A 19,908-nucleotide genomic window follows, 5' to 3' on the forward strand; every position below is an offset into this window, starting at 1 on the left:
GATGGACCGCATCGTTTACGACCGCATGGCGGCGCACGACTCCACACATTGGTGGTATCGCGCGCGGCGCGAAATCCTTGCCGACTATGTCGATCGCTATGCGGGGCTGAAGCCGGGCGCGCGCATCCTCGAGATCGGGTGCGGCACCGGGCACAATCTGCCGATGCTGGGCGCGTTCGGCGACGTCGATGCGATCGAGATCGATCCGGCGGCACGTGCAATCGCCAGCGAGCGGCTGGGCAAGCCGGTCGGCACCGCGCCGCTGCCGACGCTGGCCGGGGTGACCGGGCAATATGACCTGATCGCGGTGCTGGACGTGGTCGAGCATATCGAGGACGACGTCGCGACGTTCCGCGGCATGGCCGACCGGCTGGTGCCGGGCGGCAGGATCCTCGTCACCGTGCCCGCGCACCAGTGGATGTGGAGCGCGCACGACGTGGTGAACCATCACCACCGCCGCTATTCGAAGGCGACGCTGGCCAAGGCGATCGCCGATGCGGGCCTCAAGCATAACGGCCTGCGCTATTTCAACTCGCTGCTGTTTCCGGCGGCCGTCGCGGCCCGGGTCGCTGGTAAATTGCGTGGCAAGGACGACAGCGACGATTCGCCGCCGCCCAAGCCGCTCAACACCGCGTTCGAAGCGATCTTCCGGCTGGAACGCTTCCTGATCGGTCGCGTGCCGATGCCGCCGGGGCTGTCGATCGTGACGCTGGTCAGCAGATAGCCGCTACGGCCAAACCTCGGTCAGCCATGCCTCTGCCCGTGCCCGATCGGTAAACACCCGCACGCGTTGTGAGTCGAACACCCGTTCGGCCTGCAGCTTGTTCAGATGCGATCCGACGATGATCGCGCACGGACCGATGTCCATCTGGATGCCGCGGATCATGATCCGTTCGAAATAGGTGGCGACCTGCGTCGACTGGACCGGGAAGCCGGTCGAATCGCTCAGCATCGCGAACCGTCGGTAGCGCAATCGTGCCGCGGTGGTACGTGCCAGCAGTTCGGCGGCGAACTGGACGACCGTCGTCATGGTCCAGAAGCCGCAGAGCGTCAGGTGGAACAGGCGGTGATCCGGATCGAAGCGAATGTCGTACATGGTGTACGATCATCATGGACGATGCTGGGTTACCGATGCGCTAACCCCGCTTGAACCACCGCCATTTCGGCCCCGCCGATTGCAGCACGCCGCGGCGGAACAGGCGGGCGCCGACGCTGATCGTGATCGCGACCCATAGCAGCTGCCATGCCAGCGCGGCGATGTGCGGCCAGATATCGGCGCTGGTCGCGGCGTGGCCGGCCATGGCGAAGGGCGAGCTGAACGGGAACAGCTCGGCCGCGGTCGCGACCCAGCTGCCCGGACGACCGACGGCTGCCAGCGCGAAGCCGAACATCGCCATCTGGAAGATGGTGATCGGCAGCGACAGCATCTGGATTTCGCGCGGGGTCGTCGCCTGCGCGCCGACGGTCAGGAACACCGACCCCAGCAGCATGTACGCCAGCGTGAAATACAGGATGTAGAGCAGCGCGAAGGCGGGGAAGCCGAGTGCCGGGGCGATGCCCGACATGGCAGTGGCGAAATCGGGCGGCAGCAGCGCGGTGATGTTGATCCCGACCGCGACCCAGAAGGCGAGGAACAGGACCGCGACGCCGAACATGCCGATCAGCTTGCCGAGGAACACCGATTCGAGCGGCACGGCGGCGGCCAGCACCTCGATCACCTTGTTCGAGCGTTCCTCCGCCATCGTGCCGACCGCCTGTCCCGCCAGCATCAGCGTGACGACGAACAGCGAGACGACGGCAAAGGTCGCCGCCGCGCTCTTGCCGCCCAGCGACGTGCTGTCGCGCTCGACGCGGGTAAAGGTCGGTTGCGACAGCGGCGCGGCGCCAAGGCCTGCGCGCCGGTCGCGCACCGCCTGTTCGGCCAGCGCCGCCATATAGCGGGCGGTGGTCGACACCGGATTGGCATGGATCAGCTGCGGCCGGTCGAGCGGGCCGTACAGCACTGCGGGTACGTCGATATCGGGATCGGACAGCAACGCGCGCGCCTGTGCCGCCGGGTCGCCGGCCGGGGCGATGGTGACGAGCGGGGGCAGACCGCGTTCGCGCGAGATCGCCGGACGGATCAGCGTGTCGGCGGCGCGCAGCCGCGCGGCGTCCTCTACCGACACGATGGCGTAGAGCTTTTCCTTGCCCTCGGTCCCCTGGCCCACGGTCATCGCGCCCAGGCTGCCCATCGCGCCGAACCCGGCGAACAGCAGCGGGGCGAGCAGGAACAGCAGGAACATCGGCGTCATCACCGTCGCGATGAAATCGCGCCGGGCGATGGTCAGCGTCTGGCGGATCAGTTTGCGGGTGCTGCTCATGCCGCCTGCTCCCGCGCGGCTTCACCGACGATGCGCACGAACGCATCGTGCAGGCCGGGGCGTTCGATCGACAGTCCCGAAATGCCGTAGCCCGCGTCGATCAGTCGCACCAATATCCCCTCTATCCCCTCGGGCGGCAGCGTGAAGCGCCATCCGCCGCGATCCTCCTGCGCACCGGCGGGTAGCAGGCCTGCGATGCCGGGGGCAGGGTGATGCGGCACGTAATGCGCCTTCATCGGCAACAGCGCGCGGGCATCGTCCACCGTCCCTTCGAACCGGCGCTTGCCGTGCGCGATGACGCACAGCCGGTCGCACAGCCGTTCGGCATGGGCCATGACATGGGTCGAAAACAGGATGGTGGCGCCGCGATCGCGCTCGCCGCGGATCAGCGCCTCCAGCCGTTCCTGGTTGACGGGATCGAGCCCGGAAAAGGGCTCGTCGAGGACGAGGAAGTCGGGCTGATGGACGACGCTGCCCAGCAGCTGGACGAACTGCGCCATGCCCTTCGACAATTTGCGGATCTTGCTGTCGACCGCGTGGCCGAGGCCTGCCTGTTCGAGCATCGTCGCCGCCCGCTTGCGACCGGTCGACCAGTCGAGCCCGCGCAGCGCGCCCATGAATGCGATCGCCTCGCGCGCCTTCATGCCGGGATAGAGGCCGCGTTCCTCGGGCAGATAGCCGACGCGGTCGGATGCGTCGCGCGGCAGCGCGTGGCCGAGCAGGGTGCGGGTGCCTTCGTCGGGTTCGATGATGCCGAGCAGCATGCGCAGCGTCGTCGTCTTGCCCGCGCCATTGGGGCCGAGCACGCCGTACACCGCGCCGGTCGGCACGGCGAGGTCGATGCCGTCGACGACGCGGCGGTCGCCGAACCGCTTGACCAGCCCGGTCGCCCGCAATGCCAGATGATCGTCCTGCACCCTCATCCCCCCAAACGATGCTCTTTAGCTACCGCATCGAAAAGCGTAGCGGGGGGATGTGATCCAAGACAAGGGCTCCTCCGGCGATATTGTCGACCGTATTCGTGCCAAGGCGGCCGAATGCGGGTTCGTCGCCTGCGGCATTGCCCGCGCCGACGCCGCGCCGCGCACCGCCGAGCGGTTGCGCCAGTGGCTGGACGAGGGGCGGCACGGGTCGATGATCTGGATGGAGGAGCGCAGCGCACAGCGCGGATCGCCCGCCGGATTGTGGAGCGAGGTGAAGAGCGTCATCGCGCTGGGCATGAGCTATGCCCCCGCCGGCGATCCGCTGGCGCTGGCGGAGGTGGGCGATCGTGGGCGCATTTCGGTCTATGCGCAGGGCGGCGATTATCACGATGTGGTCAAAAAGGCGCTGAAGGCGCTTGGCCGCTGGCTGGCGCAGGAGGCGGGTTGCGACCTGAAGGTTTTCGTCGATACCGCGCCGGTGATGGAAAAGCCGCTCAGTGAAGCGGCGGGGCTGGGGTGGCAGGGCAAGCATACCAACCTGGTCAGCCGGGATCATGGCAGCTGGCTGTTCCTCGGCGCGATCTACACCACGCTCGACCTGCCGCCCGACCGGCCGGGGCGCGATAGCTGCGGGTCGTGCGATGCGTGCCAGCGGGCGTGCCCCACGCAAGCGTTTCCCGAACCCTATCGGCTGGATGCGCGGCGCTGCGTCTCGTACCTGACGATCGAACATGCCGGGCCGATCCCGGTCGAGCTGCGTGCGGGAATCGGCAACCGCATCTATGGCTGTGACGATTGCCTCGCGGTGTGTCCGTGGAACAAGTTCGCGCAAGTCGCGGCGGCGAACCGCGCGTTCGCGGCCCGGGCGGAGTTCGCCGCGCCACGCCTGGCCGACCTGATCGCGCTGGACGACGCGAGCTTTCGCGAGGTGTTTCGCGGGTCGCCGATCAAGCGGATCGGGCGCAACCGCATGGTGCGCAACGCGCTGATCGCGGCGGGGAATAGTGGCGACGTGGCGCTGGTCGCGCCGGTGCGGGCGGCGTGCGGCGATGCCGATGCGGTGGTGGCGGAGGCGGCGGTTTGGGCGTTGGGGCAGCTCGATCGATCGGCGCAGGACGGTTGACTTGAACGTCGCCCCAGCGAAGGCTGGGGCCTCAAGCGGCTCTTGTTACGTGCTACCATCCGGAGATCCCAGCCTTCGCTGGGATGACGTCGGGTTCAGCCGACGATCACGACAGCCCGCTCTCGCGCCGCACCGCCGCCAGTTCGGCATTGCGCCGCCCCTGCACATGCGCCCAGTCGCGGAATTTCCAGTCGCCGCCCCACACCAGCCCCTGCGCCTTCGCCGCCTTGCCCAGCGCGCGGAAGAAGACATGCGCGTCGGGTTCGCGCCAGTACCAGCGTTCGTCGACCAGATCGGCGGCCCATGCCGCGGGCAGGCCGTCAGGCGTCTGCGCATTGTGAAAGCTGAAGGTGACCTTGCTGGTCCCGGCGCGGAACAGCCGTTCCTGCACCGCGACCGAGCGCCAGCCATAGACGATGACCGGGCGAAACCCGTCGTCGCGCAGCCGGTCGATCAGCGTCACGACCTGTCGCCGGAATTGCGGGTGCAGGCTGGCGAGCTTGCGCGCCTCCGGCCAGTCGCTGCTGTCGGCCCAGCGGGCGGGCGCGGCGCGCAGCCGGGCGAGGGTGGCGCCGCCGGGATCGATCCGGCCGTCGGGTTCGATCCCGAACCGCTCCTGCACGCTACGGATCGCGGCGATCAGGCGCGGGCCGACAATGCCGTCGATCCCACCGGGCTCGATCCCGATCCGCAGCACCAGCCATTGCACGGTACGCACATCCGCGGCCCGGTTGTCGCCATCCTGTCCCACGCTCGCCTCGATCATCGTCCGCTCCGTTGCTGATGGCGGGGGAACGCTGGCGGGCGAAATCCTACATTACAAGGGGCTCAGCGCGGTCGGCTGCGCGCTGCCGCCACCTGTTCGCGCAGGATCAGCGCCTGTTGCGTCAGTGCCGCGCCGTTGGTCGCGATCGGTCCGCCCTGGCGATATTGCCGTGCCTGCCGGTCGAGGATCGCGCTCTGCGCGCGGAGCGTTCGCGCCTCGGCCCGGGTCAGGTCGCCGCTGCGCCGCCCGTCGCGGATTGCGCGGTCGATGTCGTGCAGATCGTGCTCGATCGTCGCGGGCGGGGCGGGTGTTTCGCGGATCGCGGAACGGCCACCGTCCCATATCTGCGCGTCGGCGGGGGCGGCGAGGGTCAGCAACAGCAAGGGCAGCGTGGCACGCATCGGCGGGTCTCCTCGGGCAGCTTGGGCCGAAACTCTGATCGTCGTCCCCGCGCAGGCGGGGACCCATAAACGCGACGATAGCAACGCTATCATGAACGTCGGCGGCAATGGATTCCCGCCTGCGCGGGAATGACGATCGTGGTGGCTGTTGTTCGAAGAAGGGTTCGCGCGCGCCATCCGGCTTTTCCTGTCGCGCGGCATGGGGTAACGCCACGCCCCATGATCCGTCCCGCGCTGTCCGTCGTCGTCCCCTGTTACAACGAGGCCGCCTGCCTCGACGTGCTGCACGCCCGTATCTCGGCGGTGGCGAAGGCGGTGGTCGGCGACGATCACGAGATCGTGCTGGTGAACGACGGATCGCGCGACCAGAGCTGGGCGGTGATGGAGCGCCTGGCCGCCGCCGACCCGCGGCTGGTGGCGATCAACCTGTCGCGCAACCATGGGCACCAGCTGGCGCTGACCGCGGGCCTCGACCTGTGCGCGGGCGAGCGCATCCTGATCATCGACGCCGATCTGCAGGACCCGCCCGAACTGCTGGCCGACATGATTGCGACGATGGAGGCGGAAAGCGCCGACGTCGTCTATGCGGTGCGGCGCAAGCGCGAGGGCGAGACGTTCTTCAAGAAGCTGACCGCCGCCGCCTTCTACCGCGTGCTCGACCGGGTGACCGACACGCCGATCCCGCTCGACACCGGCGATTTCCGGCTGATGAGCCGCCGGGCGCTCGATGCGCTGCTGAGCCTGCCCGAACAGGCGCGCTTCATCCGCGGTATGGTGGCGTGGGTCGGGTTCCGGCAGGTGCCGTTCCCCTATGACCGCGACGAGCGACTGGCGGGCGAGAGCAAGTATCCGCTGGGTAAGATGATCCGTTTTGCGCTCGACGCGGTGACGGGGTTCTCGACCGCGCCGCTCAGGCTGGCCAGCCATATGGGGCTGGTGCTTACGGGTCTGTCGCTGCTGCTGTTTGCCTATATCGCGATCGGCTGGATTTCGGGCAGCGCGGTGCAGGGGTGGACGTCGACGATGCTGGTCGTCGTGTTCCTCGGCGCGGTGCAGATGTTCGTGCTGGGGATGATCGGAGAGTATCTCGGGCGGCTGTACGTCGAATCGAAGCGGCGGCCCTTGTATCTCGTCGCGGATGTCGCTGGGCCGGTGAAGGGGCGGGCCAGTCTGGGGTATCGGGCGGGCGATCGCGGGGATGTTACCGTGTCGCCGGTGTTGCCCGAGCAGCAGTAGAAAGCTGGTTTCACGCGAAGGCGCTAAGACGCGAAGAAGATAGCGCAGAGACGCGGAGACGCAGAGGTGTTGCGGGCGTGGGCAGGTCTTGCCGCGTCAGCTGCCTTATTGTTCGCGGCAACGAAGGATATGGTCTGCCGATCGCGAGCGGTGGCCCCGGACGCATCCTCTCTGCGCCTCCGCGTCTCTGCGCCTCCGCGTCTCTGCGCGAACCAATTCCTTCTTCTCTTCGCGTCTTAGCGCCTTCGCGTGAAAACGACTTACCGAGCGCCAACCTCGCTAAGCAACCAAGACCGGATCGCGCTCGCAAGGTTCGGCGGATCGTCCCCCTCGATCCGAACCGCGTCGATCGCTGCGACCAGCGCCGACAGCGGCAGCGACCGCCGCACCGCTGCATCCTCCAGTGCCGCCCAGAAGCCCGGCTCGAGGCTGATCGACGTCGCATGCCCCGCAATCGTGATCGACCGCTTCACCGGCCCGCGAAAGCCGCCGGGCGGGGCGGCCGGCTTCATTCGCTGTCGAACAGCGACGCCAGCTGCTCGATCATCGTACCCGCTAGCTGCTCGGCGTCCATGATCGTCACCGCGCGACCGTACCAGCGGGTCACGTCGTGGCCGATACCGATCGCGACCAGTTCGACCGGCGACTTGCCCTCGATCCACGCGATCACCTGTCGCAGGTGCCGTTCCAGATAGCTGCCCGAATTGACCGACAGCGTCGAATCGTCGACCGGCGCGCCGTCGGAGATGACCATCAGCACCTTGCGATCCTCAGGGCGCGCGATCAGCCGGCCGTGCGCCCATAGCAGCGCTTCGCCGTCGATATTCTCCTTCAGCAACCCCTCGCGCATCATCAGCCCGAGCGACTTCTTTGCACGGCGCCACGGCTCGTCGGCCTGTTTGTAGACGATGTGGCGGATGTCGTTGAGCCGGCCGGGCTGGGGCGGGCGACCGGCAGCGAGCCAGGATTCGCGGCTCTGCCCGCCCTTCCACGCGCGGGTCGTGAAGCCGAGGATCTCGACCTTCACCCCGACCCGCTCCAGCGTACGGGCAAGGATGTCGGCGCTGATCGCGGCGATGCCGATCGGGCGGCCGCGCATCGATCCCGAATTGTCGATCAGCAACGTGACGACGGTATCGCGAAACTCGGTATCGCGCTCGATCTTGTAGCTGAGCGACTGCGCCGGATTGATGACGACCCGCGCCAGCCGCGCGGCGTCGAGCATCCCCTCTTCCTGATCGAAATCCCAGGACCGCGACTGTTGCGCCATCAGCCGCCGCTGCAACCGGTTGGCGAGCTTGGTTACCACCCCCTGCAACTGGACCAGTTGCTGGTCGAGATAGGCGCGCAGCCGTTCGAGTTCGTCGGCATCGCATAGCTCGGTCGCGGCGATCACCTCGTCGAACTTGGTGGTGAAGGCGCGATATTCGAACTGCGCGTTCAGATCGGCGAAAGGGCGATTGGGGCGGACCGGCATCATGCCGCCCTCGTCCTCACCATCGGCCATGTCGTCGCCTTCGGCGTCGTTGTCTTCGGACAGGTCGTCGCTCTGCCCGTCAGACTGGTCGTCGCTGCGATCCTCGCCGCGGGCTTCGACCTGCCCCTCGCCGCCCTGCTGTTCGCCTTCGTCCTCGCCGTCGTCCTGCGGGGTCTGTTCGTCCTCGCCTTGCGACTCGTCGCCGCCGTCATCGGCCTGTTCGGGTTCGACCTCGCCTTCGACCAGTTCGAGGTCCTGCAGGATGCGGGCGATACCGCGACCGAACGCCGCCTGATCGTCGACCAGCGCGGCCAGCGTGTCGAGCTGCGCGCCCGCACGCTCCTCGATCCAGTCGGACACCAGCGCCATCGCCGGCGCCGCGGCTGCCGGCGGCAATCGTCCGGTCAGCCGTTCGCGCACCATCAGCTGGACGGCGGTCGACAGCGGCACCTCGGCGCGGGTGCGTGCCCGCGTGATCGGGTCGGAGCGCATGCGCAGCGCCAGCGCATGGTCGAGATTGTCGGCGATCCCGTCATACCCGGCCGATCCGACCGCATCGACCCGCGCCTGTTCGACCGCATCGAACACCGCGCGCGCCACCGCTTCGCCGGGCGCGGTGCGAGCATGCAGCGCGCCGTCATGATGCCGCATCCGCAGCGCGAAGCCGTCGGCGAGGCCGCGCGCTTCGGCCACCTGATCGGCGGGCAGCGCGCGGGCGGGCATCGGCACCTTGATATGCTTGCCCGATGCGACGGGGGCGTCGGCGGTGAACGCCAGCTCCACCTCCGGCTCCTCGGCGATCGCGCGCGAGGTGCCGCGCAAGACGTCACGAAACCGGTCGAGCGGGGATTCCTGTGCCATGCCGCATGCTTTGGGGATTGGTGGCGGGGGAGGCAAGGGGGCGGTGCAAGCACGCACCGATCCGAAACGGATACGATCGTGGGGAACTGATTCCAAACCCGACCGGGCCTTCGTTGAACCGCCGTCCGCCGACGTCTCTAACGCGCTTGGGGATCGAAAGGGGGGCGTCATGAGCGGGCTGCTGGAATCGGCCATGTCCATTTTGCGGCTGTCGTCGGCGCGATTGGGGCAGGTTTCCGAAAATGTCGGCAACGTGTCGACGCCGGGATACAAGCGCAGCGTCGCGTATCGCACGCTGCAGGCGGCGCTGGATGCCGAGGCGACGGCCGGTTCCTATCAAGACGCGACGCAGGGCAAGTTGCAGGCGACCGGCGCATCGCTGGACGTCGCGATCGAGGGCGCGGGCGCGTTCGAGCTGCGCGACGGCGAGCAACTGGTGCAATCGCGGGTCGGGCAGTTCCACCGGGTGGACGACGGGCGACTGGCCGATGGGCGCGGGCGGATCGTGCAGGATGCCGGCGGCGGCGACGTCGTGCTGGCGCGCGACGATGTGACGATCCTGCCCGACGGCACGATATTGGACGGACAGCGGCCGGTGGCGCGCATCGCGGTGCGGGCGACCGACGGCAGCGAACCGTCGCTGCGACAGGCAATGGTCGAAGCGTCCAACGTGACGCTGGGCGACGAGATGCTGTCGATGATGACCGCGATGCGCGAGGCGGAGGGCGGCGCACGGCTGGTCCAGGTCTATGACGAACTGATGGGCCGGGCACTGACCGTGCTGGGGCAGGCCGGGCGATGAGCGACGCGTTCAGCATCGCCGCGCTGGCGATGCGCACCCAGCAACAGGCGTTGGAAGCGCTGGCGAACAACATCGCCAATGTGAACACGTCGGGGTTCAAGCGGGCGCGGGTGCGGTTTTCCGACCTGGCGACGCAGGGGGCGACCGAGAGCGCGTCGGCGACCGCCGCCGTGCCGTCGGATGCGGGTGTCCGCTTCGATACGCAGCTGGTGATCGATCAGCAGGGCGAATTGCAGCGGACCGGACGGCCGATGGATATCGCGATCGAAGGCGCCGGATTCATCGAACTGATAGGGCCGGGTGGGCAGACGTTGTTGTGGCGCGGCGGCGGGTTGAAGGTCGATGCCGACGGACTGTTGGCCACCGACGGCGGCCTGCCGCTCCGTGCCGCGATGACCATTCCCGCCGATGCGAGCGCGCTGGAGATTGCGCGCGACGGCACGGTGCGCGCGACATTGCCCGACGGGACCGAGCCGGTCGAACTGGGCCGGATCGAACTGGTCCGCTGCGACGATGCGGCGGCGTTGGTGCGGCTGGACGGCGGGGTCTATCGCATGGCCGACGACCTGCGTACCGTCGCCGCCGATCCGGGGGAGGACGGCGTCGGGCTGTTCGTGCAGGGCGCGGTCGAGCGGTCGAACGTCCAACTGACCGACGAGATGGTGCAGCTGATGCTGGTCCAGCGCGCCTATGCCGCCAATGCGCAGATCGTGCAGGCCGCCGACCAGTTGATGGGTATCGCCAACGGGTTGCGGCGATGAGCGTCGTGTTCGGCCTGTTGCTGGGTGCGTCCGGCACACCCTGTGTCGCGCCTATGCACGCGCTGGCCATCGGGGATGCGATCCACGCGGACGATCTGCATGCCGCCGCGTGCGAGGCGAGGCGACCGCCCGCACTCCGCTACGACCGGCGATCAGGGTTGGTTCATGCTGCCGAGCCGATCGCGGCGGGAACGTCTCTCGGCACGCTCTGGATCGATCCGCGGCCGGCGGTGGCGCCGGGCGATGCGTTATTCCTGCGCTCGCACATCGGGCCGGCGGTGATCGAACGGCGGGTGACGGTGCTGCAGGGTGGCCGGTCGGGCCGACCGCTGTTCGTGCGTGATGGCGACGGGCGGGTGTTCGTCGCCACGCTGGCGCTGACGCAGGACCTGTTTCGCGACGGCAACTGGTCGGCGCTCGCCGCCGATCGTCGCGCCAGTGCGCGCGGCGACGTGCTGACCATCGTCGTCCATCAGGTTGCCGAATCGTCGAACGTGACCCAGCGCGCGCGGCGGCGGGCGACCGATACCGGCGGCGGCATCCGGGTCGGCGGTGTGGACGAGGATGCGCGGATCAGCTTCGGCGGGGGCTTTTCGGGCCGCGGCGAGGTGCGGCGGTCGGAAAGGTTGCTGACCCAGCTGAGCGTCACCATCGACGACATCCTGCCCAATGGCGACCTGCTGGTGCTGGGGCGGCAGCAGGTGCGGGTGAACGGCGAACGCACCGACATTGCGGTGCGCGGGCGGGTGCGCCCGGCGGACATTTCCAGCGACAACAGCGTGTTGTCCAGCCGGATCGCCGGTGCCGAGATCGATTATGACGGCAAGGGTTTTGTCACGCGGGGTAGCGGTCCCGGCTTGATTGACCGGTTGTTCGGCCTGTTGGGGCTCGGATGATGCGGAGCATTCTTCTCTGCTTGGCGCTTTCCTGTGCGTCGCCGATGGCGGCCGAGGCGCAGCAGGTGCCGATCAAGGGGCTGGGGCGCTTCGGCGGATGGCGCGACAATGCGCTGGTGGGCTACGGCCTCGTCACCGGGCTGGCCGGATCGGGCGATACGCGGCGCAGCGGCGTAACGCGGCAGGCGTTGCGCAACGTGCTGACGCGGCTCGGTACCAACGTCGCCGACGACCAGATCAGCAGCCGTAACGTCGCGGTGGTAATGGTTACGGCGGTGCTGCCGCCCTCGGCCAATGTCGGGGATCATATCGACGTGACCGTATCGTCGATCGGCGATGCGCGCAGCCTGGCCGGGGGCACGCTGATCATGACGCCGCTGCTGGGGCCGGACCAGCAGCCCTATGCGCTGGCACAGGGGGCGTTGTTGGCGGGTGGTCACCGGTTCGACAGCGACCTGAACCGCGAACAGCGCAACTATCCAACCAGCGCGGTGCTGCCCGGCGGGGCGACGATCGAGCGGGCGGTCGAATCGAACGTCGCCAGCACACAGGGCGAAGTGTCGTTCCTGCTCGCCAGCCCGAGCTTTTCGACCGCCGAGCGCGTCGCCGCACGCATCTCGGCGCAGATCGGCCAGGGCGCGGCGCGCGCGGTCAATGCCGACGAGGTCCGCATCCGCTATGGCGGCGGCCCGGCGGAGGTCGTGGGGTTCATCGCCGGAATCGAAAATCTGCGCGTCGAGCCCGACGGCAACGCCCGGATCGTCATCAACGAACGCACCGGCACGGTGGTCGCGGGCAGCGACGTGATGATTTCCAGCGTCGCGATCGCGCAGGGCGATATCAAGGTGTCGGTCGTCGCCGAGAATATTGCGTCGCAGCCGGGCTTCCTGAACGGGTTCGCTGGCGATGCACGCAGCCTGATCGTGACCAACACCGCGCTCAGCGTCCGCGAAGGGGCGAGCGACGCGGCCTTCCGCTTTCCCAATACCTCGGTCGCCGACCTCGTGCAGGCGCTGCACCAGGCACGCGTCGATACCCGCCGCATCATCAGCATCCTGCAGGCGATCCGCGCGGCGGGCGCGCTGCATGCCGACATCCTCGTTCAATAGGGCCGATCATGGACGCCATCACCGCATTGACCCTGGCCAGGGCGCTGGACGGGCTGCACCAGCGGCAGGTCGCCACCGCCTACAACATCGCCAATGGCGGCACGCCGTCGTTCCGGCCGCTGACGGTGCGGTTCGAGGAACGGCTGCGCGCGGCGGCACAGGCCGGGGCGGCGGCGCTGGCCGGGGTGAGAGCGGAAACGACGCAGGGCGCGGCGATCGGCGAACAGCGCCTCGACCTCGAACTCGCGACCGCGAGCGAGACGGCGCTGCGCTATTCGGCGCTGGTCGAGGTCGCCGGACGATGCATGGCGATCGACCGCGCGGTCGTCAGCGGAGGGCGCTGAGCATGGACGCGGCCCAGATCAGCCGGACCGGGCTGGACGTCGAATGGCAGCGATTGCAGACGATCGCGCTCAACCTCGCCAACATGAACAGCAGTGGGGCGCCGGGTACGCCCGGCTATCGCGCGATGCGGCTGGTGTCGGGGCCGGTGCAGCCGTTCGCGGCGATGCTCGACCGGCCCGCGGGCGTCGCGGTGCGCGGCATGGCCGCGTCGGTGGAGACGCGGCGGGTGCATGAACCCGGCCATCCGCATGCCGATGCCGATGGCTTCGTCAGCTATCCCGCGGTCGATCATGCCGGGGAGATGACGCTGCTGATCCGCACGGCGCGGACCTATGAAGCCAATCTGACCGCCCTATCGGTCGCGCACCAGATGTATGCGCGTGCGCTCGAACTGGGCAAATCGGCATGAGCGGGATCGAGGCGATCGCGGCGTTGGGCGCGGCGTTGCCGCCGATCGCGCCGCCGGTGCAGGCCGTTCCCGGCGGCGGGTTCGGTGCGCTGCTGCTGCAAGGGCTGCAACAGGTCGATGCGAAGCTGGCGCATGCCGATACGCTCGCCCGGCGCTTCGCGGTCGACGATTCGATCCCGGTGCATCAGGTGACGATGGCGCTGGAGGAAGCGCGGCTTGCCGTCGAACTGGCGATGCAGGTGCGGACCCGGCTGCTCGACGGGTATCGCGAACTGATGTCGATGCAGCTCTGACATGCGGCGGGTGATCCTGATCCTGGTTCCAATCCTGCTGACGCTGGGCGTCGGTTACTGGTGGTGGTCGCGGCCCGATTATGTCGTGTTCGCGCAAGGGCTGCGCCCGGCGGATGCGGCGGCGGTGGTCGCCGAACTTGACAAGCGCGGCACGCCCTATCGGTTGGACGGGGGCGGCGGCACGATCCTGGTCCCCACCGACCGGGCCGACGACACGCGCGTGGCGTTGGCGGGGAGCGACGTTGCCGCTCGGGGACTGGTCGGGTTCGAACTGTTCAATGAATCGGACATGGGGCTGACCAATTTTGCCCAGAAGATCAATTACCAGCGCGCGTTGCAGGGGGAACTGACCCGAACGCTGCTGGCGATGGACGGGGTCGAAAACGCGCGGGTGCACCTGGCGCTGCCCGAAAAGTCGCTGTTCCGCGGCGAGCGGGCGGAGGCGAGTGCGGCGGTCGCGATCGAGATGAAGCGCGGCGTGGCGCTCGATCCGGCGCGGGTCGAGGGGATCCAGCGACTGGTCGCCGCCGCGGCGATCGACCTGCCCGAAGCGCGTGTCGTCGTGCTGGACGGGGCGGGGCGGCAGATCAGCAGTAACGGTGCCGTCGGCGACAATCCGGCGCCCGACGAACGGGAAGCGATCCGCACCCTGTTCGCGGCGCGGGCGGATGCAGCCATCGCCCCGGTGCTGCCGGGCGCGCGCGTCACGGTGCGGATCGCGGAAGACGGGCCGGTGGCATGGGACGGCGGCGAGCGCAGCTTTCCGCTGGAGGTGCAGGTCGTGACGCAGCAGGTGCCGGGCGCGGAGGAGCAACGGCGCGTTGCCGCCGCGCTGGCAATCGATCCGGCAAAAGGCGACCAGTTGCGCTTCGTTACGGGGCAGGCCGCACCGGTCGCGCTACCTGCACCGGCGTTCGCGCCGGCTGCATCCGATCCTGTGACGGATATCGAGCGGGTCGCGGCACCGGCGCTGTGGCCGTGGGTCGTGGCGTTGCTCGCGCTGGCGGGAGTTGCGCTGATCGCGGTCGTGCGGCGGCGGCGGCGGCCGACGCTGGACGATGGCGCGCAGGATGCGTTCGCGCTGCGGCTGCGGCACGCGATGGACGGGGGCGACCCGCATGGCTGACGATACGATGGGGCAGCTGGTCGCCGAGTTCCGCGCGCTGGGCGATGCCGATCGTCGGGCGATCCTTGCCCGGCTGTCGTTCGACGAGCGGCGGAGGTTCGAGGCGGCGCTGCGGCCGGTGGTTGGCGACAGCTATTCCGCCGACATCGCAGGCTTGGCGGCGGGGGGCGACGGGCTCACCGGACTGGCCCGGACGGCGCTGGCCGCGGCGATGGCCGAGGTGCCGATGGTCGCAGCGACGTCGCATCGCCCGACGCTGCTCGACCGGTTGTGGCGGCGATGAGCGCGCTGCTCCGATCGGCGACGGGGATCGCGGCGTTGCCGGTGGTCCATCCGGTGGCGCCCGCGCCGGTCGTCGATCCGCGCGATGTGCTGATCGAGACGCTGCGGGCCGAGATCGCCAGCCTCGCCGCCGCCGCCGAGACCCGCGTCGCGCGCGCGTCCGAGGACGCCGCCCGCAAGGCATGCGAGGCGATGCAGCGCGACGATGCCGCACGGACCGCACTGCTGGAACGGGCATTGGCGGGCGCGAAAGCGGCGTTCGATACGCGGCTGGAAGCGCTCGACCGGTTGGCGCCGGCATTGGCGCGGGTGGTGCTCGACCGGCTGTTCGCAGCGGATCAGGATCGTGCGGCGCTCGTCGAGGCGATGCTGGCGCGGCGGCTGGGCGAGTTTCGGCGGGAGGCGGTCGTTGCGATCGCCGTCAGCGCAGTGGATGGCTTGACCGATCTGGACGTCGCCCTCCGGCATGACCCCGACCTCGCCAGCGGACAATGCCGCATCGAGTTGCGATCGGAGCAATTGTCGCTTGACCTTGCCGACGAATGGGCAGCGCTCGCCGTCACGCTCGACGCGATGGCGGCGGGGGTATGAGCCATTCGTTTCTCACGCGACTGGCCGCGGTGCCGCTCGCCCGTCCGCACGGCCGGTTGCGCCGGGTGGGGCAGGGACGGTGCGTCGCCGAAGGGCCGGACTGCACGCCGGGCGACCTGTGCGCGATCGAGACCGAGGGGGGCGGGCGCGTGCCCGCCGAGGTGGTCGCGGTCGACGGTAGTGAGGTCGTGCTGATGCCGCTGTCGGGCGATAGCGGCCTGCGACCCGGCGCGCGGGCGTGGCGATCGGAGCAGGGCGGACGCACCGCGGTCGGCGACGGCTTTGCCGGGCGGGCGATCGATGCGCTGGGTCAACCGATCGATGGCGGACCGGCGATCCTGGCGAAGGAGGTGCGGTCGATCCATGGCACCGTCCTGTCGCCGCTCGACCGCGCCGCGCCGCCGCGCGTGGTCGAAACCGGCATCCGCGCGATCGACGGGCTGCTGACGTTGGGCGTCGGGCAACGCATCGGCGTGTTCGCCGCCGCCGGGGTCGGCAAGACCAGCCTGATCGAACAGATCGTCACCCAGACCCGCGCCGATCGCTGCGTGCTGTGCCTGGTCGGCGAGCGGGGCCGCGAGGTCGAAGCGATCTGGCGCACGCTGTCGCAGCGGCGCGATGCGACGCGCTTCACGCTGGTAGCCGCCACGTCGGACCAGAGCGCGGCGCTGCGCGCGCGGGCGAGCGGGGTCGCGCTGGCGCTGGCCGAACATTGGCGCGACCAAGGCGAGCAGGTGCTGCTGACGATTGATTCGGTCACGCGGCTGGCAATGGCGCTGCGCGAGGTCGGGCTGGCGGCGGGCCAGCCGCCGACGGTGCGCGCGTATACGCCCAATGTCTTTTCCGCGCTGCCCCGGACGGTCGAGCGGTGCGGCGCGGCGGCGGGCGGCGGGGCGATCACCGCGGTGATGACGGTGCTCGCCGAAAGCGACGAGATCGACGACCCGGTGGCGGAGGTGATGAAGTCGATGCTCGACGGCCATATCCTGTTGTCGCGCACGCTGGCCGAGCGCGGGCAGTTCCCGGCGATCGACCTGTCACGCAGCATCAGCCGACAGGCGGCGCGGTTGATGGACGGTCCCCATGCCGCCGCCGCGCGGCGTGCCGTCGCGATGCTTGGCGTCTATGACGAAGCGCGCATCCTGATCGAAAGCGGCATGTATCAGGCGGGCGCCAGTGCCGAGATCGATGCGGCGATCAAGATGCGGCCGGCGCTGCTGGGCTTCCTGCAACAGCGGCAGGACGAACGGATCGGCTTGCGCGACAGCGTGGCCGGATTGGTCCGGGCGACCGCCCATGGCTGACCGACGGTTGCAGGCCATGCGGCGGGTGGCGGCGATCCGCTCGGCCGAGCGCGCGGGGGCGGCGACGGCGCTGTACGGCGCGGTGCAGCAGTCGGCGAGCGCCGATGCGGCGTTGACGGCGGCGACGGGGCTGGCGGAGGCGGCATTCGTAGCGTGGAGCGCGCAGACGCGCGACATGCGGTTCGATCCCGATGCGGAACGTCGCCACGCCGTGCTGCTGATCGATGCCGATCGCGGACAGATCAATGCCAAAGAACTGAGCGTCGGTGCGGATGCGGCACTGACGCAGGCGCGGCAGGGACTGTGTCGCGCCGATGCGGCGGTCGAACAGAGCGGGCGGATCGTCGCGAAGCTGCACCGTGCCGATCGGCGCCGGCGCGAGGAACGGCGGCTGGCCGAGCATGCCGATACCGTCACGCAGCACTGGAGCCGGGTATGATCGACGCTTCGTTGCCGCAGCTGCCGCTCGTCGTGCCGCCGACTGTTGGCGTCGAGGTGCGTACGCCGGTCGGACCGGGCTTCGCGACGTTGCTGGCGCAGGGGATGCCGGTGGCGGCTGAAACGCCGGACGCACTAGACCCGGAGGTCGCGGTGCCGTTTCCGCTGCCAGCGACGGTGCCGTTTCCCGATCCCATAGAGCCCAAACCGCTAGGTGCCGAGGTCGTCGACCATGCCGACCGGTTCGATGCGCGCGGGGTGCTGGATGCGACCGCTGTCGAGCCGAGAGGCGATCGAGGAATGGCTGCGATGCGTCCGGCGCTGGCGGGCATCGGCGAGGTTGCGGCTAAGGGCGATCTACCGCGAGCGACCGAAACCGCCTTGCCGACGCAGGCACACGGGTTGCTCCGATCGACCGTTGCGGAGTCTCCGGTGCCGTCGGTGTCGAACGGTCACGCGGTTATCGACCAGCCGCCACCCGCCACCATACCGATAGCGACGATGCCACCGGCGCGGCGGGTCACGGAGCGTGAAGTCGCCCTGCCCACCGTCGTCCGTCCACGCGCGCGCACCCATGCTGCCCAGGCCGCACCGCAGGTCGCGGTCGCCGCGCTGGCGGACGGGTTGGCGGTTGCCGCATCGGTCGGTGCGCTGCCCGATGCCGAGCGGCACCGGATGCGCGATGCGATCGCCGCGCTGTTGCTGCGCCACGGCTATCATCCGCGTGCCGTCACCCTGCTCGCGGCGCCCGCGCCGTCCCGATCCGTGGAGTTCCGATGATGTTGCAAACCCAACCGGTCACCCCGGCGACGGCGCCTGACACCCGCACGGCGGCGTCGGGCAGCGAGGCGAACAGCGCATTTGGCCTCGGCTTCGATTCCTTGCTCAAGATCATCCTGACCCAGCTGACCTATCAGGACCCATTGAAGCCGATGGACAATTTCCAGTTCGTCTCGCAGCTCGCCCAATTCTCGCAGGTCCAGCAGGGGCAGGCGATGAGCGACCGGTTGCAGGCGATCCTGGCATCGACCGTCACGGTGCAGGCGACCGGGTTGCTGGGCAAGCGGGTCGACGTGCCGGCGGGGGCCGCGACGCTGACCGGCACGGTGGTCGGCGTGTCCTTCGCAGGTGGCACGCCGACCGCCACCATCGAAACCGACAAGGGGCAGACGATCGGCGGCGTCGCCATCGGCACCATCACACAGATCAGGGAGAAATAACGCGATGTTCGGTGCCATCTATATCGGCTTGAGCGGCCTCAGCGCGCATGCGGCGGGGCTGAAACAGGTCAGCAACAACGTGACCAACCTGAACACCGCCGGGTTCAAGGGCACGACGGTGTCGTTTCGCGACTATTTCGGATCGTCGTACAGCGGCGGGCTGGCCCATGCCGATCATGGCCGTCCGGCGGGACATGGCGTCGGGGTGGGCGAGGGGATGCTCGACCTGAAGCAGGGCGAGTTGCGCCAGAGCGATCGCGGGCTCGACCTCGCGGTCGACGGCACCGGGTTCCTCGTGCTGCTCGACGGCGACAAGACGGTGTTCGCGCGGACCGGCAGCTTCGAAGTGGCGCAGGACGGGCATATCGTGCTGGCGGGGACGACGCTCAGGCTCGCTACGCTGGATGCCGCGGGGCGTCCGGTGGCACTGTCGATCGATGCCGCCCGGACCAGCGCGCCCAAGCCGACCACCAGCGTTATCTTCGCCGACAATCTGTCGACCACCGCGACCAAGCCGGTCAGCGTGGCCGATATCGGCGTCTATGACGTCAGCGGCATGCGGCATGTGTGGACCGCGACGTTCGAGAAGGACGGCACCAATGCGTGGAAGGTGACGGTCGGCGACGACAAGGGGCGCACGATCGGAACCGGTGCGCTGAAGTTCACCGCCGGCGGCACGGTCGATCCGACGACAACGAAGCTGGAATTCACCGATAACGGCGCCACCGTCGCGTTCGATTTTTCGAAGGGGGTGACGGCGTTTTCGTCGGGCGACGTGTCGACGCTGCGCGCGGCATCGGTCGACGGACAGGGGGCGGGGACGCTGACCACGGTGGCGGTGAACGCCGATGGCAAGGTGGAGCTGGCCTATTCGAACGAGCAGAAGACGGTGCTGGGCGCGGTAGCGCTGGGCGATGTCCGCGATCCGCAGTCGCTGGTGCAGCGTAGCGGCGGGCTGTTCGACCATGCCGGCGGGCAGGGCGTGGCCTTTTCCGACAGCGCCGATCCGCGCGTCGGGAAGGTGGTGGCGCAGCGGCTGGAGGCGTCGAACGTCGACCTGTCGCGCGAGTTCGGCGACCTGATCCTGATCCAGCGCGGGTTCCAGGCGTCGTCGCAGATCGTCAGCGTGTCGAACGACATGATCCAGCAGCTGTTCGGCATGCGGGGGCAGGGATGAGCGAC

The 19,908-nt window shown here is 69.1% G+C and carries 25 protein-coding genes; 18 read left to right on the forward strand and 7 right to left on the reverse strand.

Features of this window, described 5'->3' with window-relative positions:
• Position 1 precedes the first annotated feature (1 nt).
• Positions 2-724, forward strand: coding sequence for a class I SAM-dependent methyltransferase (locus MF610_RS12370; protein WP_242197000.1), 723 nt, complete (start codon positions 2-4; stop codon positions 722-724).
• 3 nt (positions 725-727) lie between these two features.
• On the opposite strand, the gene MF610_RS12375 is transcribed toward MF610_RS12370, so the two are convergent.
• Genes MF610_RS12375 through MF610_RS12385 form a run of 3 tightly spaced genes read right to left on the reverse strand, consistent with a single transcriptional unit; the run spans position 728 to position 3,286 of the window.
• Positions 728-1,096, reverse strand: coding sequence for a hypothetical protein (locus MF610_RS12375; protein ID WP_242197003.1), 369 nt, complete (start codon positions 1,094-1,096; stop codon positions 728-730).
• Between the two features lie 40 nt (positions 1,097-1,136).
• On the reverse strand, positions 1,137-2,363 hold the full coding sequence (locus tag MF610_RS12380; RefSeq protein ID WP_242197006.1) for an ABC transporter permease: 1,227 nt from the start codon (positions 2,361-2,363) through the stop codon (positions 1,137-1,139).
• The gene (locus MF610_RS12385; RefSeq protein WP_242197009.1) at positions 2,360-3,286 is read right to left on the reverse strand and encodes an ABC transporter ATP-binding protein; all 927 of its coding nucleotides are present in this window, start codon (positions 3,284-3,286) and stop codon (positions 2,360-2,362) included. The genes MF610_RS12380 and MF610_RS12385 overlap by 4 nt, the downstream gene beginning before the upstream one ends.
• Before the next feature lie 52 nt (positions 3,287-3,338).
• Here MF610_RS12385 and queG point away from each other — a divergent pair, with 52 nt between their 5' ends.
• Positions 3,339-4,409: a tRNA epoxyqueuosine(34) reductase QueG gene (gene queG, locus MF610_RS12390; protein WP_380870614.1), complete on the forward strand. Its 1,071-nt coding sequence runs from the start codon at positions 3,339-3,341 to the stop codon at positions 4,407-4,409.
• A gap of 106 nt (positions 4,410-4,515) precedes the next feature.
• Here queG and MF610_RS12395 read toward each other — a convergent pair whose 3' ends face one another.
• Together MF610_RS12395 and MF610_RS12400 are read right to left on the reverse strand one after the other, a co-directional pair.
• Positions 4,516-5,175: a peptidoglycan-binding protein gene (locus MF610_RS12395; protein WP_242197012.1), complete on the reverse strand. Its 660-nt coding sequence runs from the start codon at positions 5,173-5,175 to the stop codon at positions 4,516-4,518.
• 62 nt (positions 5,176-5,237) lie between these two features.
• Entirely contained in the window at positions 5,238-5,576 is a 339-nt protein-coding gene (locus MF610_RS12400; RefSeq protein ID WP_242197015.1) for a hypothetical protein, read from the reverse strand.
• A gap of 219 nt (positions 5,577-5,795) precedes the next feature.
• Between MF610_RS12400 and MF610_RS12405 the strand changes: the two genes are divergently transcribed.
• Positions 5,796-6,812, forward strand: a complete 1,017-nt coding sequence (locus tag MF610_RS12405; RefSeq protein ID WP_242197018.1) for a glycosyltransferase family 2 protein — start codon at positions 5,796-5,798, stop codon at positions 6,810-6,812.
• A gap of 260 nt (positions 6,813-7,072) precedes the next feature.
• Here the strand turns inward: MF610_RS12405 and MF610_RS12410 are convergent, their stop codons facing one another.
• Complete coding sequence (locus MF610_RS12410) at positions 7,073-7,324, reverse strand: ribbon-helix-helix domain-containing protein (RefSeq protein ID WP_242197021.1); 252 nt, start codon at positions 7,322-7,324, stop codon at positions 7,073-7,075.
• The gene (gene cobT, locus MF610_RS12415) at positions 7,321-9,150 is read right to left on the reverse strand and encodes a cobaltochelatase subunit CobT (protein ID WP_242197023.1); all 1,830 of its coding nucleotides are present in this window, start codon (positions 9,148-9,150) and stop codon (positions 7,321-7,323) included. The genes MF610_RS12410 and cobT overlap by 4 nt, the downstream gene beginning before the upstream one ends.
• 169 nt (positions 9,151-9,319) lie before the next feature.
• Between cobT and MF610_RS12420 the strand changes: the two genes are divergently transcribed.
• Genes MF610_RS12420 through MF610_RS12490 form a run of 15 tightly spaced genes read left to right on the forward strand, consistent with a single transcriptional unit; the run spans position 9,320 to position 19,903 of the window.
• The gene (locus tag MF610_RS12420; protein WP_242197024.1) at positions 9,320-9,952 is read left to right on the forward strand and encodes a flagellar basal body rod C-terminal domain-containing protein; all 633 of its coding nucleotides are present in this window, start codon (positions 9,320-9,322) and stop codon (positions 9,950-9,952) included.
• Complete coding sequence (locus tag MF610_RS12425; RefSeq protein ID WP_242197026.1) at positions 9,949-10,713, forward strand: flagellar hook-basal body protein; 765 nt, start codon at positions 9,949-9,951, stop codon at positions 10,711-10,713. The genes MF610_RS12420 and MF610_RS12425 overlap by 4 nt, the downstream gene beginning before the upstream one ends.
• Complete coding sequence (locus MF610_RS12430; RefSeq protein WP_242197028.1) at positions 10,710-11,609, forward strand: flagellar basal body L-ring protein FlgH; 900 nt, start codon at positions 10,710-10,712, stop codon at positions 11,607-11,609. Before MF610_RS12425 ends, MF610_RS12430 begins: the two co-directional genes overlap by 4 nt.
• Positions 11,610-11,629: 20 nt before the next feature.
• Positions 11,630-12,718 carry a flagellar basal body P-ring protein FlgI gene (gene flgI / locus MF610_RS12435; RefSeq protein ID WP_242197031.1) on the forward strand — a complete coding sequence of 363 codons (1,089 nt, stop codon included), beginning with the start codon at positions 11,630-11,632 and terminating at the stop codon, positions 12,716-12,718.
• A gap of 8 nt (positions 12,719-12,726) precedes the next feature.
• Entirely contained in the window at positions 12,727-13,062 is a 336-nt protein-coding gene (locus MF610_RS12440; protein ID WP_242197033.1) for a hypothetical protein, read from the forward strand.
• Between the two features lie 2 nt (positions 13,063-13,064).
• The gene (locus tag MF610_RS12445) at positions 13,065-13,472 is read left to right on the forward strand and encodes a flagellar basal body rod protein FlgC (RefSeq protein ID WP_242197036.1); all 408 of its coding nucleotides are present in this window, start codon (positions 13,065-13,067) and stop codon (positions 13,470-13,472) included.
• The gene (fliE, locus tag MF610_RS12450; protein WP_242197039.1) at positions 13,469-13,765 is read left to right on the forward strand and encodes a flagellar hook-basal body complex protein FliE; all 297 of its coding nucleotides are present in this window, start codon (positions 13,469-13,471) and stop codon (positions 13,763-13,765) included. Before MF610_RS12445 ends, fliE begins: the two co-directional genes overlap by 4 nt.
• 1 nt (position 13,766) lies before the next feature.
• Positions 13,767-14,891 (forward strand): flagellar basal-body MS-ring/collar protein FliF, encoded by a 1,125-nt coding sequence (fliF, locus tag MF610_RS12455; RefSeq protein ID WP_242197042.1) that lies wholly within the window; start codon positions 13,767-13,769, stop codon positions 14,889-14,891.
• Entirely contained in the window at positions 14,884-15,174 is a 291-nt protein-coding gene (locus MF610_RS12460; RefSeq protein WP_242197045.1) for a hypothetical protein, read from the forward strand. The genes fliF and MF610_RS12460 overlap by 8 nt, the downstream gene beginning before the upstream one ends.
• Positions 15,171-15,764, forward strand: coding sequence for a hypothetical protein (locus MF610_RS12465; protein ID WP_242197048.1), 594 nt, complete (start codon positions 15,171-15,173; stop codon positions 15,762-15,764). Before MF610_RS12460 ends, MF610_RS12465 begins: the two co-directional genes overlap by 4 nt.
• Positions 15,761-17,068 carry a FliI/YscN family ATPase gene (locus tag MF610_RS12470; protein WP_242197051.1) on the forward strand — a complete coding sequence of 436 codons (1,308 nt, stop codon included), beginning with the start codon at positions 15,761-15,763 and terminating at the stop codon, positions 17,066-17,068. The genes MF610_RS12465 and MF610_RS12470 overlap by 4 nt, the downstream gene beginning before the upstream one ends.
• Positions 17,061-17,507 (forward strand): hypothetical protein, encoded by a 447-nt coding sequence (locus tag MF610_RS12475; RefSeq protein ID WP_242197054.1) that lies wholly within the window; start codon positions 17,061-17,063, stop codon positions 17,505-17,507. The genes MF610_RS12470 and MF610_RS12475 overlap by 8 nt, the downstream gene beginning before the upstream one ends.
• The gene (locus MF610_RS12480) at positions 17,504-18,286 is read left to right on the forward strand and encodes a hypothetical protein (protein WP_242197057.1); all 783 of its coding nucleotides are present in this window, start codon (positions 17,504-17,506) and stop codon (positions 18,284-18,286) included. Before MF610_RS12475 ends, MF610_RS12480 begins: the two co-directional genes overlap by 4 nt.
• Entirely contained in the window at positions 18,283-18,726 is a 444-nt protein-coding gene (locus tag MF610_RS12485) for a flagellar hook assembly protein FlgD (protein WP_242197060.1), read from the forward strand. Before MF610_RS12480 ends, MF610_RS12485 begins: the two co-directional genes overlap by 4 nt.
• Before the next feature lie 4 nt (positions 18,727-18,730).
• Positions 18,731-19,903: a flagellar hook-basal body complex protein gene (locus MF610_RS12490; protein WP_242197063.1), complete on the forward strand. Its 1,173-nt coding sequence runs from the start codon at positions 18,731-18,733 to the stop codon at positions 19,901-19,903.
• Positions 19,904-19,908: the final 5 nt, after the last annotated feature.

The organism is Sphingomonas hankookensis (genome assembly GCF_022664465.1).
GTDB lineage: Bacteria > Pseudomonadota > Alphaproteobacteria > Sphingomonadales > Sphingomonadaceae > Sphingomonas > Sphingomonas hankookensis.